Origin of the sequence: Faecalimonas umbilicata, assembly GCF_004346095.1 — a bacterium.
Classification (GTDB): domain Bacteria; phylum Bacillota; class Clostridia; order Lachnospirales; family Lachnospiraceae; genus Faecalimonas; species Faecalimonas umbilicata.
In genome coordinates, this window is record NZ_SLZV01000006.1 from 96,784 (window position 1) to 111,474 (window position 14,691).

Here is a 14,691-nt window from a genome sequence, read left to right on the forward strand (position 1 = left end):
TTCTAAGGGAGATTCTTTCCCTTTTTACATGGATCAGGCAGTTCTGCCAGTTATTCCAGTACGTTTTTAATTTGATGATGAAAGAAGTGTGATGCCTATGCTTGTTGGAAACAGATAGAATCGACGGATGGATAGAGTTTTTGTACGATTCTATTTTAGACAGAGTGATCGGAAGAAAATTTGAAAAGAGAAAGGAATCATTTATGAGAAAAGGAAGACAGATGGTGTTGCTATGTATTGCGGCAATGCTTTTTTGTACTGCCCTGTGTTTTCCGAAGGAGGCAAAAGCACAGACGGAGCAAGTAACGATTGAAACAGGAAGAGAGATTTATTATCATCAGTATTCCACAAATTTATTTTATATTAATGGCAATGTAGGATATTGTCTGCAGCCAGCAAAGGAGACGCCGGCAGATGGGATTTATGCAGGAGAAGTTCTGCAAAACAATGAAGTGCTTGCAAAAGCCATTTATTTTTCAACGGGGCAGCCGGGGGAAGCGGTTGTAGGAGAAGGATTCTGGCAGATTCCGGATCCGGAAATATCTGGAGTTGTGTCGTGGGATGAGCGCTATGCATATTCCCACATGTTCCTCTCATGGATTTTTGCAGATTATGATTTTGATGCCGCGTTTCACGGAACAGGTCTGGAAAACGAAGTATTTTATGAAGACTTAAAGAAAGATTTTCAATGGAAATTGGAGCACATCAAAGGGTTGAAAGTGCCGGAAGCAGCATTATCTTTTTCGGATTCTGATGTGACGGCCTATATAGACAGTGAAGGACAGCGCACAGAAAGTCTGGTTCTGTCAGGAGATCCGGGAAATGAGATTGCGCTTCCTCTGCGGGAAAAAATGGTGCTTGTAAATGAAAGCAGAGGGACGGAAGAGACTGGAATCGGTCATATTTCCGGAGGCGAACAGTTTTATTTGAGAGCACCGATAGATATGAAAGAAACCTATCAGAGCGGGGAAATTTACGGAAGTATTACCAATGAATGGCGCTCCTTGATCATCGGAACCGGAGAAGATACTCAGATTATGGGAGTGGGCAGCTATGCAGTGACACCGACAGCACCAGTTCAGCTCAATGTGCAGTGGGTTCCTACAGGAAAAATCAGATTGAAGAAAATTGACGCAGAGACACAGCAGGGAAAACCTCAGGGGGAGGGATCCTTTGATGGGGCGGTCTATGAAATTTTCGACAGGAACGGTAAGAAGCAGGATACGCTTACGACAGATAAAAAGGGAGAGGCGGTTTCAAAGCTGCTCCCCTATGGGATTTACACGATACGGGAAGTCAAGGCACCATTTGGTTATACAGTTGCGATTGATCAAAGTGTGCAACTGCAGGAAGTGGAGATTGTCGTTGTATCTGAGGAAAAGCCGCAGAAAGGGATCATTCGTCTTCAGAAAGCAGACAAGGAGGCAGAGCAGGAGAAAAAGTCCCCATATGCATCTTTAAAAGGTGCAGAATACACGGTGAGCAGCAAAGAAGGTACAGTTCTTCAGACGCTTGTCACAGATGATGAGGGCAAGGCAGAAAGCAAACCACTTTTAACCGGAAAGTATCAGGTGAAGGAGACGAAGGCGCCGGAAGGATACAATATCGATCCGACGATCTATCAAGTAGAGCTGTTGCCGGGAGAAGAGACAGCAGAAATTTTTTATCAATCGGTTTCTTCGAAGGAGGAAATCATCCGCGGGGATTTTGAGATCATGAAATTAGCAGAAAATGAAAATGAGGATGAAGATACCCTTCAGGGACTTGCAGGCGCAGAATTTACTGTCTATGAAAAAACAAGTGGAAAAGAAGTCATAAAGCTGGTGACAGATGAGCGTGGGTTTGCGACTACAGTATCTAAAGAATATCCAAGGGGAAGGTTGATTTTCGGGACTTATGTTGTGAAAGAAACGAAGACACCAGAGGGGTATCGTCCGGTCAGACCATTTGAAATTACGATCAAGGAGGAAAAAGTAGTGCTGCGAGGAATTTACAAGGAAGATAAACTGATCACATCTCCGATCACCGTTGTAAAAGTGGATCAGGAGACCGGGAAGCAGATTCAGGCAGCAGGGGTGGAATTTAGGCTGCTGGACAGCAGAAAAAAACCAATTGAAATGGAAGTGTATTATCCAGAGCATATGAAGACTTCTATTTTTAAGACAGATAAGAAAGGACAATTTACTTTTCCACAGAAATTGAAAAAGGGACAGTATTATCTAGAGGAAGTAAAAGCGCCGGAGGGATATCTGAAGGGGGAATTACTTCCGTTTGAAGTGAAAGAAGGAGCAACGTGGGCGGAGGCACAGGTGATTCGTTACAGCAACCGAAGTGCCAAAGGAAAGATTGTGCTTCAGAAAATAGATCAAAAAACGAAGGAGACTCTTGCAGGCGCTGTCTTTGAAATCTTTGCTGCAGAAGATATTGTGACAGCTGACCAGACAGTACATGCAGAAAAAGGAGAACTGGTTGATACGGTGGAAGTTTCGGAAAAAGGGGGATGTTCCCAAAATCTGTATCTCGGGAAGTATGTTGTAAAGGAGAAAAAACAGCCGGAAGGATATGTCCGTCCGAAAAAGGAGTATGAAGTTGAATTAAAATACAAAGATCAAGTGACAGAAATTGTGATAGAGGAGCTGACAGTTGCGAATGTGCCAGTGACGACAGAACTTATTAAGACAGACAAAAAGAGCGGAAAACCACTGGAAGGCGTTTCGTTTTCGGTTTGGAAGAAGGAGGACGAGAAACTGCCGAAGTTTGAAAAGAAAATGTATGTGACAGATCAAGATGGAAAGATTCTTTTGGAATATCTAAAGCCTGGCACATATTGCATCCAGGAGAAAAAGACACTTCCGGGGTACCTTCTGTCTGAGCAGATTACTGAATTTACAGTAGATGAAGAGGGATACAGCGAAGGGAAGCAAAGACTTTGCCTGAAACTGGAAAATGAACATACCAATATAGAAGTGGAAAAACTGGATGCGGATACGAAAAAACCGGTAGAGGGCGCCGTACTTCAGATTGAAGATTTACAGGGAAAGGTAATTGTCGAAAAATGGAAAACAGAAAAAGAACCAAAACAGATTGAAAAGTTGCCGGAGGGAGAATATGTACTGGTGGAAGCAGAGGCACCATTCGGATATCAGAAGGCAGAAAAAATGAAGTTTCGTGTGGAACCTAGAAAAGAAGTGCAAAAGATTACACTTTATAATAGGAAAGCAGAGAAAGAGAAGCTTCCAGAGGAGCGTACAGGAAAGAAGGATACACCAAAAACCGGAGATACAGCGACAGTCGCAAAGCTCATTGTGGCGTTGCTTGGAGCTTCTCTGTTACTTGGATTGATTTATTACAGAAAGCGAGATCGAAAGAGGTAGAAAAAAGAATTGACAAAGCACCCACCATATAGTATTGTACTAATATATTAGTACAAAAAGATGCCGATGAATGTGTATGAGATATGGAGGGTGAGAGATGATAGAGATTAAAAATCTTACGAAGATCTATAAGCTGAATAAGAAGCAGATGAAAGAATCAAAGACAAAGAGCAGCCGGAAAGTTGCAGTCGATGATGTGAGCCTGCGAGCAAAGAAGGGAGAAATCTACGGATTGCTTGGACCGAATGGAGCAGGAAAGACGACGACACTTCGCTGCATTGCGACAATCCTCAAACCGACAAAAGGTGAGATTTATGTGTCAGGACATGAAGTGCAGGAAGAGCCCGAGGAAGTCCGCAAAAAGATTGGATTTCTTACAAGTGATATCAAGCTTGATCCGCAGTTCACAACAGATTATCTGTTTGACTTTTTCGGAAGACTTCACAATGTTCCGGAGGAAAACCTGAAAAGAAGAAAAGAAGAGTTGTTTGAGTATTTTGAAATCAAAGATTTTGCACATAAACAGATCAAAGAACTTTCCACGGGTATGAAGCAGAAAGCAGCAATCGCAGTTAGCCTTGTACACGATCCGGAAGTGGTGATCTTTGATGAGCCGACCAATGGGCTTGATATTATCACAGCGAGAAATGTTACAGACTATTTGAGAAAGCTGAGAGACGAAGGGAAACTGGTGATTGTGTCGACACATATTATGTCGGAAGCGGAAAAACTCTGTGACCGCATAGGAATTATTATCGATGGGACGAAGGTTGCGGAAGGAACGCTGGAAGAACTTCTTCAACAGACGAATGCGCAGGATCTGGAAGATGCATTTTTTGAGTTTTATAAGTTGAGGAGGGAATAAAAGATGAATGGAATCAAACAGATTTTTCAAAAAGAAATGGCACGTATCTTTCGGGATAAAAAAATGGTGTTCTCGGTATTTATTCTGCCGGTGGCGATTATGATTGGAATTTTGATGGTCACCGGAACATTTCAGAGACGGATGTTGTCAAATATAGAAGGGCATACCCCGATTGTCTATGTGGAAAATGAACCGGAAAGCTTTCAACAGTTTCGTGAGGCGGCAGAAATCAAGGTGAAACCTGTCAAAGAAGGGGAGGTAGAGAAAGTAAAAGAGAAGATTCTGAAAGGAGATGTAGATTTACTTCTTTCTTTCCCGGAAAATATGGATCACAAGATTGCAGAATATCAGACGGGAGATGAGATCCCGGAGATTCTTCCATATTATAATCCAGGTGAAGACTATTCCAAAGAAGCATTCGATACAGTTGGAGGGACATTACTGGAGACGTACAGACAGGTACTTTTGGGACAGAGAGTCGGAAATCTGGAGCAGATTGAGATTTTTAAAGTAGATAGAGAAAGCGAAGCAATCCAGATTAAAGATGAAGATAAAGTAAACGGCAAAGTACTTGGCATGATGCTTCCATATTTTATTACCATCTTACTGTTTGCAGGTGCTATGGGACTTGGAGTTGACATGATCACAGGGGAGAAAGAGCGGGGAACGATGGCGAGCCTGCTTGTGACACCGGTGAAGCGAAGTTCGATTGTGCTCGGGAAGGTATTTGCACTGATGGCACTGACAGGAATTTCTTCAGTCATTTATGTGGCGGCGATGGTTGCCTGCATGCCGATCATGGCAAAGACGATGGGAGGCAATATCGGAGATGGGTTCAAGATCAGCATGGATGTGAAACAGATTATCATGTTGGGCGCGCTGTTGATCGCATTATCTTTCTTATATTCTACATTAATTGCTTTGGTATCTGTTTTTGCAAAATCAATGAAAGAGGCAAGCAGCTATATTATGCCGATGTACATGTTGATTCTTGTTATCGGACTGTCAACGATGTTTTCATTTGGAAATACGCCGGAAAGTTCTTACTGGATTCCAGTTTATAACAGTTCAGTTGTATTAAAAGAGATTTTGACACAGGAAGTGACGATACTACATTATGTGATCACACTGTTGATGACATTTGGGATGGGAGTAATTCTGACCGGTGTGATCGTGAAGGCATTTGAGAGTGAAAAAGTCATGGCATCGTAGCATGAGTTGAAAAAGAGGTGCACTGTGCATATGTAATGTGAAAAATTGTGAGAGACAATACAGTGGCATAAAAAGAAAGTGCTGTCAGAATGGGAGCTGTTTTATGAAAACAGAGTACCATTGCTGACAGCACTTTCTTTATCTTACTCAGAAAGGGATTATAATTGAATGTTTTTAAACAAATCGCCAAGATTTGTTCCGATTTCCTCTGATTTTGGGATCTCGACCGCTTCTTCTTCCTCTTCTGGTTCTTCTAACAATGCCTTCATACTGAGACTGATCTTACCATCTTTGATTCCGATTACTTTCACTTGAACTTCTTCCCCTGTTTTGAGAACGTCTGCCGGAGATTTGATTCTTTTTTCACAAATCTGTGATACATGTACCAGACCAGACAGTCCGTTTTCTAAGAGAATAAATGCGCCGTAAGACTGGAGAGAGTCCACTGTTCCGGAGAGGACACTTCCGACAGGAATCTCCTGGACCTTTTTTGCGCGCTCTGCAGCCTGCTCTTCTTTTAAAATCTCGCGGGCAGAGAGAACGAGGCGGTTCTCAGCAGGATCGATATCAATGACACGAACCTTAATCTCTTTGAGCAGATAAGTCTCAAGATCTTCGATATAGGAGAGAGAAAGCTTGGAGGCAGGGATAAATCCACGGAGTCCTTCGATATAGGCAATAGCCCCTCCATTTACGATTCCTTCAATTTTGACTGGAAGATCGGTCTGTTGTTCCATATATTTTGAAACGATATGCCATGGATCTGCATTGTCAAATTGTCCTTCGTAGTCAGCCATAGTTTCTGTTGTAAATTGTTCTTCACTCATGCTCTACACCTCAATTTTCATAATTTTCTTCTATTATAGCATAGATTCTTTCGGAAAAACAGAAAAGAAAAATTTTGGCAAAAAAATAACAGGCTGTATGCAAAAAAAACAATTCCTTGAAAAAATAAGGTTGACGAACAGAAGAAAAAATGGCTTACTATATAGTATAAATGAATTGTTGATGAGGGATTGGATTATGACATCAGAAAAGAAGAAGAATAGAAAAGTGTATGTTGTAGGGCATAAGAATCCGGATACGGACTCTATCTGTTCTGCACTTGCTTATGCAAATTTGAAGAGGAAAGTAACCGGCCAGGAATATGTTGCAAAAAGAGCCGGCCAGGTTAATGAAGAGACACAGTATATTTTAGACAGATTTGGAGTAGAAGAACCGGGACTTCTGTCGAACGTGCAGATTCAAGTTAAGGATCTCGATATTAGCAGGGTATCAGGAATTGAAGGTCATGTGTCGATCAAAGAAGCGTGGCGGCAGATGAAGGAATCGAATACGAAGACGATGCCGATCACAAAGGAGAATATGTTAGAAGGTCTGATCACGATCGGAGATATTGCGACTTCTTATATGGATGTGTATGACAGTCATATTCTTGCGAAAGCGCGTACGCAGTATCGAAATATCGTCCAGACTTTAGATGGTACGATTGTGACAGGAAATGAACATGGATATTTTGTGAAAGGGAAGGTTGTGATCGCAGCATCCAGCCCGGAACTTCTCGAGAACTTTATTGAGAAAGATGACTTGGTAGTTTTGGGGAATCGTTATGAATCACAGCTGTGTGCTCTTGAGATGGAGGCAAGCTGTATTGTTGTCTGCCAGGGATCAGAAGTGTCAAAGACGATTAAAAAGCTGGCAGAAGAAAGACAGTGTGTTGTGATCAGTACGCCGCATGATACATTTACTGTAGCCAGATTGATTAATCAGAGTATTCCGGTAAAGCATTTTATGAGTAAGGAAAATCTGACGACATTTAAGATGAGTGATTATGTGGAAGATATCAAAGATGTGATGACAAAGAAGAGATTCCGTGATTTCCCGGTTGTAGACAGAAAAGGAAGATTTGTCGGATTGATTTCGAGAAGGCTTTTGATCGATGCAAGAAAAAAACAGCTGATTTTAGTGGATCACAATGAAAAATCTCAGGCTGTGGATGGAATCGAAGAGGCAGATATCCAGGAGATCATAGATCATCACAGACTTGGAAGCATTGAGACGATCGGACCGGTATATTTCAGAAACCAGCCGGTTGGATGTACTGCAACGATTGTTTATCAGATGTATGAGGAACAGGGGGTTATGATCGATAGGATGATCGCATCCCTTCTGTGTTCTGCAATTATTTCCGATACACTGATGTTCCGTTCGCCTACGTGCACTGATGTGGATCGAAGAGCGGCGGAGTCACTTGCGAAGATCGCAGATATTGATATTGAGAGCCTTGCAAGAGAGATGTTTAATGCGGGAAGCAATCTGAAGAATAAGACTGCGGAGGAAATATGTTTCCAGGACTTTAAGAAATTTAATATTGGAGATGTGGAGTTCGGTGTTGGGCAGATCAATTCAATGAACAAAGATGAACTGCATGACATCAAGGAAAAGTTGATTCCTTATCTGAAGGAGGCAATGTACAGTCAGGGATTGGATCGCATTTTCTTTATGTTAACGAATATTATTGAAGAGTCCACAGAGCTTTTGTGTGACGGTGCAGGTGCAAGGGAGCAGGTATTTGATGCGTTTGATTTGAGAGAAGATACGGAAGATATTATCTTAAAGGGAGTTGTTTCCAGAAAGAAACAGTTAATTCCGAATTTCGTAATTGCGTTGCAGCAATAGAAGGGACAGGATATGGAGAAACAATTATGGAAACCGGGAAATATGATCTATCCACTGCCGGCAGTGATGGTGAGTGTCGGGGATGCCGATGGCAATACCAATATTATCACAGTTGCATGGACAGGGACAATCTGTACGAATCCAGCGATGGCATATATTTCTGTGAGACCAGAACGCTATTCCTATGAAATGATTCGCAGCTCAGGAGAGTTTGTAATCAATCTGACGACAAAAGATCTTGTGCATGCGACAGATTATTGTGGAGTAAAATCCGGCAGGGATGTGGATAAGTGGAAAGAGACTCGGCTTACAAGAGGAAAAGCGGAAAAACTTCGCTATGCACCGACAATCGTAGAAAGCCCTGTCAATATCGAGTGTAAAGTGACAGAGGTAAAGGAACTTGGATCTCATCATATGTTTCTTGCGACGGTGGAGGCAGTACAGGTCGATGGAACCTATATGTCTGCAGGTGGGAAGTTTGAACTGAATCAGGCAGAACTTCTTGCGTATTCGCATGGTTCCTATTTAGAAACCGGGAGAGAACTGGGGACATTTGGTTACAGTATCCGAAAGAAGAATAAAAGCAAGGCACAGAATCCTTCAAAGAAAAATAAAAAGAAGGCGCAGAATCCTTCAAAGAAAAGTGAAAACAGGACACAGCGTGCCCGGAAAGATAGATAGAAGAAACAGGACAAAAAATGTCTGCTGGAAGTCCAAAAAGAAAGAGTGTGTTTCAAGGAAATGTCAGAATGTGTATGACATGGAGCGGGGACACATTCTTTTTTATTGTGGTTCATATATATGATATGAGCAAGAGGGGGAGGGAAAGCGGTTTGCATAGAAAATCTATACTGCAATTTCTTGGGATGTTATATTTAGTATGCCTGATTTTGAAGGCGGGAAGTGGTCGGGAGGCTGAGGAGGCTGATGGAGCTATTACGGCGGGAGTGGAGAAGCCAAAGATAGCGATTACATTTGATGATGGTCCGCATCCGGTATGGACGCCGAAACTTTTGGAAGGATTAAAAGAGAGGGAGGTTTTGGCAACATTTTTTCTGATCGGATCCAATATAGACGGAAATGAGACTGTTGTAAAGGAAATGTACGAAAATGGACATATCGTTGGAAATCATACGTTTCATCATGTAGAGATGACAAAACTGTCAGATGAAAAGGCGACGGAAGAGATTCGGATGACCAACGAAAAAATTTCTGCAATTACCGGTGAGCCGGTGTCGTTTATGCGCCCGCCGTTTGGGGCATGGCAGAAAGGTCTGGAAAAAGAGATGCAGGTTTTGCCAGTAAACTGGTCTGTGGATACGCTTGATTGGACGACGAAAAATGCGGATGAAATTGTGAACAAGGTAGTGACGGAAGTCAAAGAAAATGATATTATTTTAATGCATGACTGTTATGAAAGTTCTGTGAATGCGGCTCTCAGAATTGTGGATATTTTAAAAGAGAGTGGTTATGAATTTGTGACAGTGGAAGAGTTGATCCTCCCATAGAATGATTGGAGAGGAAAATGGTGAATCTGCCGGAGATGCAGGCGAATAACAGAAGAGAGAACAATTATAGATAAAGGAGTAACAAGATGATAAATGAATTTTCCAGAATGGAGTTACTGATTGGAAAAGATTGTGTAGAAAGTTTGAAGGAGAAGACAGTACTTGTATTCGGTGTGGGAGGAGTTGGATCACACTGTATTGAGGCGCTGGCAAGAAGTGGTATCGGTCATTTGATCCTGGTGGATAATGACACCGTATCATTGACCAATATCAATCGGCAATCGATTGCTTATCACAGTACGATCGGACAATACAAGACGAGGGTGATGAAAGAAAGAATTCAGGATATTTGCCCAAAAACAGAAGTGACAGTCCATGAAACATTCGTTCTTGAGGAGAATGCAGCGGAGCTTTTGGATGGGAATATCGATTATATCGTCGATGCGATCGACACAGTGACAGCAAAACTTGCGATTGCTCAGATTGCCGATCAGAGAGGGATTCCGATGATCAGCAGTATGGGAACGGGAAATAAGCTTCATCCGGAATTATTTGAAATTACAGATATTACAAAGACATCTGTCTGCCCGCTCTGTAAGGTGATGAGAAAGGAATTAAAGAACCGGGGAGTAGCACATTTAAAAGTACTCTACTCAAAAGAAAAGCCGGTCGATGTCTCAAAAAATATTACGGAAGAAGAAAAAGGAAATAAGCGTTCACTGCCGGGAAGTATTTCCTTTGTACCGCCGGTGGCAGGCCTGATCATTGCCGGGGAGGTTATCCGTGATCTGGTAGGAATTTCATAGGAGGAAAAGATATGGATCTGTTTGATTATATGAGAGAAACGACAAAGAAAAAAGAGTCTCCGCTTGCATCGCGTCTGCGTCCGAAGACTCTGGAGGAAGTGGTAGGACAGCAGCATATAATTGGAAAAGATAAGCTGCTTTATCGGGCAATCAAGGCGGACAAGCTGAGTTCTATTATTTTTTATGGACCTCCGGGAACTGGGAAGACAACACTGGCAAAGGTGATCGCCAATACAACTAGTGCCAATTTCACTCAGATCAATGCGACAGTTGCGGGCAAGAAAGATATGGAGGAGGTTGTCAGGCAGGCAAAAGACAATCAGGGAATGTATGGGAAGAAGACAATCTTGTTTGTCGATGAGATCCATCGGTTTAACAAAGGACAGCAGGACTATCTGCTCCCATTTGTAGAAGATGGTACGCTCATCCTGATTGGAGCGACTACGGAAAATCCATATTTTGAAGTCAACGGCGCGCTGATTTCCCGCTCCAGTATTTTTGAATTAAAGCCGCTGGAAAAAGAAGATATCCGTAAATTGATCATGCGGGCGCTGACAGATGAAGAGTGTGGAATGGGAAGTTATCATGCAATCATCGATGAGGATGCTCTGGAATTTCTTGCAGATATCTGTGGTGGGGATGCAAGAAATGCTCTGAATGCGATAGAGCTCGGGGTACTGACGACGGAGCGGTCGGAGGATGGAAAAATCCACATTACGATCGATGTTGTATCAGAGTGTATCCAGAAGAGAGTTGTGCGCTATGATAAGGGAGGGGATAACCACTATGATACCATTTCCGCGTTTATCAAAAGTATGCGAGGATCCGATCCGGATGCCGCAGTCTTTTATCTTGCAAAAATGTTGTATGCAGGGGAAGATGTGAAGTTTATTGCCAGAAGGATTATGATCTGTGCATCAGAAGATGTAGGGAATGCAGATCCGATGGCGATTTCTGTGGCGGTAGCCGCGGCGCAGGCGGTGGAGCGTGTCGGAATGCCGGAAGCCCAGATCATCTTGTCGCAGGCGGTACTATATGTGGCGACAGCGCCTAAGAGTAATTCGGCAGTCAATGCGATCATGGCTGCAAATGCAGCGGTGCGGGCACATAAGACTACAGTACCGTCTCATCTGCAGGATGCGCATTACAAAGGTTCTGCAAACCTGGGAAGAGGAACTGGATATAAATACGCGCATGACTATCCAAATCACTATGTAGAGCAGCAGTATCTTCCAGAGGAAATCAAAGACATGCAATTTTATGAGCCTTCGGATATGGGATATGAAAAGGAGATTCAGGAGCATTTCCGAAGGATCAAAGGGTACTAAATAGTTTTTGGGTGAAAGAATACAAAGCATGTAAAAAGAAAAAGCTATAAAATAAAAAATCTGTCTTGAATGGCTGAAGTTGCCTGTCAAGACAGATTTTTTGTTAAAAGTATGTGATAAATTTTCGCAGCAGATATAAGCTGTTACAACACATCAAAAACGTGGAGAAACAATCTATAATAGATTCTGCATCACGAAGGCATAGATTTCCTGATTTTTCTGTTTCCAGTGGTGGACGACAGTTTTTGCTTCCTGCTCGGTCGGTACTGTGATAGTCAAGTCAATCAGAGAACCGTGATTTTCCGTGACTTGGCAGCGAACAGAAAACTCATGATTATCATTTCGATAGTAGTCTGCGCGCACAGCGACAGCGTTCTTCAGTTCGTAATGCTTTTCCTGAAGAAAGGTGTCGATCTCATCCTGAATAGTAGGAGAAATCTTGTTTTGAAAAAACTGGATCGTCTCAGCGCCTTCTTCTGTCAGATGATAGAAGGTGCGGCTGTGTTCTTTCTCCAGACGGATCAGATTGGCATTTTCCATTTCCGAGAGTGCCTGCTGGAGTGTGAAATAATTCGTGTATTCCTTGTCGAGGACAAATTCGGAGATTTGTGAGTTCGTCAGAGGGAAATCCACTTTCTGAAGCATATATAAAACAATTAATTTGTACAAAGTAAATGAGTCTGACATTGTACGCAAATCCTTTCTAAAATCATAGTTTATAGTTCTTCCCCTGCCAAAGATCCTGTTCCTTGAAATATTGATTCATTTTGTTGAGGACAAGACGCTTGTGTCCGGTCCAGCGTGGAGCAATCAACAGTTCTTTTGGCCCATCGCCGGTCAGGCGGTGGATGACGATATCTGGACGCAACTGTGTAATACATTTTCCAAGAAATGCAATGTATTCCTCCATTGTCGGGACGAAGAAAGGGGAAGTTTCATAATAGTCGGCGAGATCAGTTCCATGTAGAATATGAAGAAGCTGGAGCTTGATTCCTTGAATATCCATTGTATTTAGATAAGAAATCGTCTCCTGCATCATCAGCTCCGTCTCACCAGGGAGATATAAAATCGTATGGACAATCACTTCCACACCAATCTGCCGGAGATTTCTGACAGCTTCTTCAAAGACGGAAAGCGAGTATCCGCGCCGGATAAACCGGGCGCTCTGTTCATGGATTGTCTGAAGACCAAGCTCTACCCATACGGGTTTGATCCGATTCAGACGTGCTAAAAGTGTGAGAATTTCGTCATTCAGACAGTCTGGTCTGGTGGCAATGGAGAGAATCTTGACTTCAGGACAGGAGATTGCCTCTGTAAAAATCTTCTCCAGATAACTGACTTCGGCATAAGTGTTTGTGTATGCCTGAAAATAGGCAATATAAGAGACTGCATCGGTCTTTTTCTTTATTTGCTCTTTGCCGGATGCAATTTGTTGCCGGATAGATTCGCGAGGATTTCCTGCGAAATCACCGGAGCCTCCGGCGCTGCAGAAAATGCAGCCCCGGTCTCCGAGTGTACCGTCACGGTTTGGGCAAGTCATTCCGCCGTTTAAAGCAAGTTTATAGAGCTTTTCACCGTAAGTATGTTTTAAGTGATAATCAAGAGAGTGGTATCTCTTTTCGCCCCAGCGTTTCATTAGATCAGATCCTTAATCGCCTTGCTTACGACATCGGCAACACGTGGGTCAAATGCTTCCGGGAGGATATTGGTATCGCTTAAATCTTCATCCGAAACGAGACTTGCGATTGCCTCAGCAGCGGCAAGTTTCATCTCTTCCGTAATCTGTGTGGCACGTCCTTCCAGTGCACCTTTGAAAATGCCAGGGAATGCGACAACATTATTGACTTGATTTGGAAAGTCAGAACGTCCAGTTCCAATGACACGTGCGCCACCTTCTTTTGCAAGATCCGGCATGATTTCAGGAACAGGGTTTGCCATCGCAAATAAGATAGAATCTTTATTCATGGAAGCAACCATCTCTTTTGTGACAATATTCGGTGCGGATACTCCGACAAAGATGTCAGCTCCTTGCAATGCATCTGCAAGTGTTCCCTTCTTCCCGTCCAGATTGGTGACTTCTGTCATCTTTTTTTGCATCCAGTTTAAATTCGGGGAATCTTTGGAAATGATTCCATTGATATCACACATGGTAACATGGCAGAAACCGTAAGTAAGAAGAAGCTTTGTGATGGCGATTCCGGCAGAACCTGCACCATTTACAACAATCCGACATGCTTCCTTTTTCTTACCGGTTACTTTCAGCGCATTGATGATGCCGGCAAGGACAACAATGGCAGTTCCATGCTGGTCATCGTGAAATACCGGGATATCAAGAAGTTCTTTTAAACGCTCCTCAATTTCAAAACATCTCGGAGCAGAGATATCTTCCAGATTGATGCCTCCAAATGCCGGAGCAATGTTGACGATTGTGCGAATGATCTCCTCGGTATCCTGAGTATCAAGGCAGATCGGAACTGCATTGACTCCACCGAATTCCTTGAATAAAACGGCTTTTCCTTCCATAACAGGCATTGCTGCATAAGCGCCGATATTTCCAAGACCGAGAACAGCGCTTCCATCCGAGATAACAGCGATCGTATTGGCTTTCATCGTATATTTGTAAGCAGCTTCCTGGTCCTGGGCAATCACCTTGCAAGGCTCTGCGACACCTGGTGTATATGCAATTGCAAGGTCTTCTCTGGAATTTACTTTGGCTTTTGCACTGATTTCTAATTTCCCATTCCATTGTTCATGCATTTGTAATGCCTTTTCGTTTGTTGTCATATTATTCACACCTTTTCTTTTTCATATTTTTGAAACTTCTAAAGTTATGATAACATTCCGGTGAAATCAAATCAACAAGGATTGCTGAAAAAATACTTTCTTTTTCCCTAAAAATAGTGTATAATGCGTATATCT

At 42.7% G+C, this 14,691-nt stretch carries 12 protein-coding genes; 8 read left to right on the forward strand and 4 right to left on the reverse strand.

Annotation, left to right across the window (positions count from 1 at the left end):
- Positions 1-104: 104 nt before the first annotated feature.
- The 3 genes from EDD74_RS04285 to EDD74_RS04295 all read left to right on the forward strand — a co-directional run bounded on the left by EDD74_RS04285 (position 105) and on the right by EDD74_RS04295 (position 5,451).
- The gene (locus EDD74_RS04285; protein ID WP_243116170.1) at positions 105-3,374 is read left to right on the forward strand and encodes a SpaA isopeptide-forming pilin-related protein; all 3,270 of its coding nucleotides are present in this window, start codon (positions 105-107) and stop codon (positions 3,372-3,374) included.
- Positions 3,375-3,471: 97 nt separating this feature from the next.
- A complete protein-coding gene (locus EDD74_RS04290; RefSeq protein ID WP_116441253.1) occupies positions 3,472-4,239 on the forward strand; it encodes an ABC transporter ATP-binding protein in 768 nt (255 codons plus the stop codon).
- 3 nt (positions 4,240-4,242) lie between these two features.
- On the forward strand, positions 4,243-5,451 hold the full coding sequence (locus EDD74_RS04295; RefSeq protein ID WP_116441254.1) for an ABC transporter permease: 1,209 nt from the start codon (positions 4,243-4,245) through the stop codon (positions 5,449-5,451).
- Between the two features lie 158 nt (positions 5,452-5,609).
- On the opposite strand, the gene EDD74_RS04300 is transcribed toward EDD74_RS04295, so the two are convergent.
- Positions 5,610-6,278, reverse strand: a complete 669-nt coding sequence (locus tag EDD74_RS04300) for a S1 RNA-binding domain-containing protein (protein ID WP_116441255.1) — start codon at positions 6,276-6,278, stop codon at positions 5,610-5,612.
- A 196-nt stretch (positions 6,279-6,474) separates the two neighbouring features.
- On the opposite strand from EDD74_RS04300, the gene EDD74_RS04305 reads away from it, so the two are divergent.
- The 5 genes from EDD74_RS04305 to EDD74_RS04325 all read left to right on the forward strand — a co-directional run bounded on the left by EDD74_RS04305 (position 6,475) and on the right by EDD74_RS04325 (position 11,772).
- On the forward strand, positions 6,475-8,130 hold the full coding sequence (locus EDD74_RS04305; protein WP_008974871.1) for a putative manganese-dependent inorganic diphosphatase: 1,656 nt from the start codon (positions 6,475-6,477) through the stop codon (positions 8,128-8,130).
- Between the two features lie 12 nt (positions 8,131-8,142).
- The gene (locus EDD74_RS04310) at positions 8,143-8,811 is read left to right on the forward strand and encodes a flavin reductase family protein (RefSeq protein ID WP_009262432.1); all 669 of its coding nucleotides are present in this window, start codon (positions 8,143-8,145) and stop codon (positions 8,809-8,811) included.
- A gap of 17 nt (positions 8,812-8,828) precedes the next feature.
- Positions 8,829-9,638: a polysaccharide deacetylase family protein gene (locus tag EDD74_RS04315; RefSeq protein ID WP_116441256.1), complete on the forward strand. Its 810-nt coding sequence runs from the start codon at positions 8,829-8,831 to the stop codon at positions 9,636-9,638.
- Between the two features lie 86 nt (positions 9,639-9,724).
- Positions 9,725-10,444, forward strand: a complete 720-nt coding sequence (locus EDD74_RS04320; RefSeq protein ID WP_116441257.1) for a tRNA threonylcarbamoyladenosine dehydratase — start codon at positions 9,725-9,727, stop codon at positions 10,442-10,444.
- 11 nt (positions 10,445-10,455) lie between these two features.
- Positions 10,456-11,772 carry a replication-associated recombination protein A gene (locus tag EDD74_RS04325; RefSeq protein WP_116441258.1) on the forward strand — a complete coding sequence of 439 codons (1,317 nt, stop codon included), beginning with the start codon at positions 10,456-10,458 and terminating at the stop codon, positions 11,770-11,772.
- A 174-nt stretch (positions 11,773-11,946) separates the two neighbouring features.
- On the opposite strand, the gene EDD74_RS04330 is transcribed toward EDD74_RS04325, so the two are convergent.
- Genes EDD74_RS04330 through EDD74_RS04340 form a run of 3 tightly spaced genes read right to left on the reverse strand, consistent with a single transcriptional unit; the run spans position 11,947 to position 14,556 of the window.
- A complete protein-coding gene (locus tag EDD74_RS04330) occupies positions 11,947-12,459 on the reverse strand; it encodes a DUF4364 family protein (protein WP_008974876.1) in 513 nt (170 codons plus the stop codon).
- A 22-nt stretch (positions 12,460-12,481) separates the two neighbouring features.
- Entirely contained in the window at positions 12,482-13,408 is a 927-nt protein-coding gene (gene mnmL, locus EDD74_RS04335) for a tRNA modification radical SAM protein MnmL/YtqA (protein ID WP_116441259.1), read from the reverse strand.
- A complete protein-coding gene (locus tag EDD74_RS04340; protein ID WP_116441260.1) occupies positions 13,408-14,556 on the reverse strand; it encodes an NAD(P)-dependent malic enzyme in 1,149 nt (382 codons plus the stop codon). Before EDD74_RS04340 ends, mnmL begins: the two co-directional genes overlap by 1 nt.
- Between the last annotated feature and the right edge of the window lie 135 nt (positions 14,557-14,691).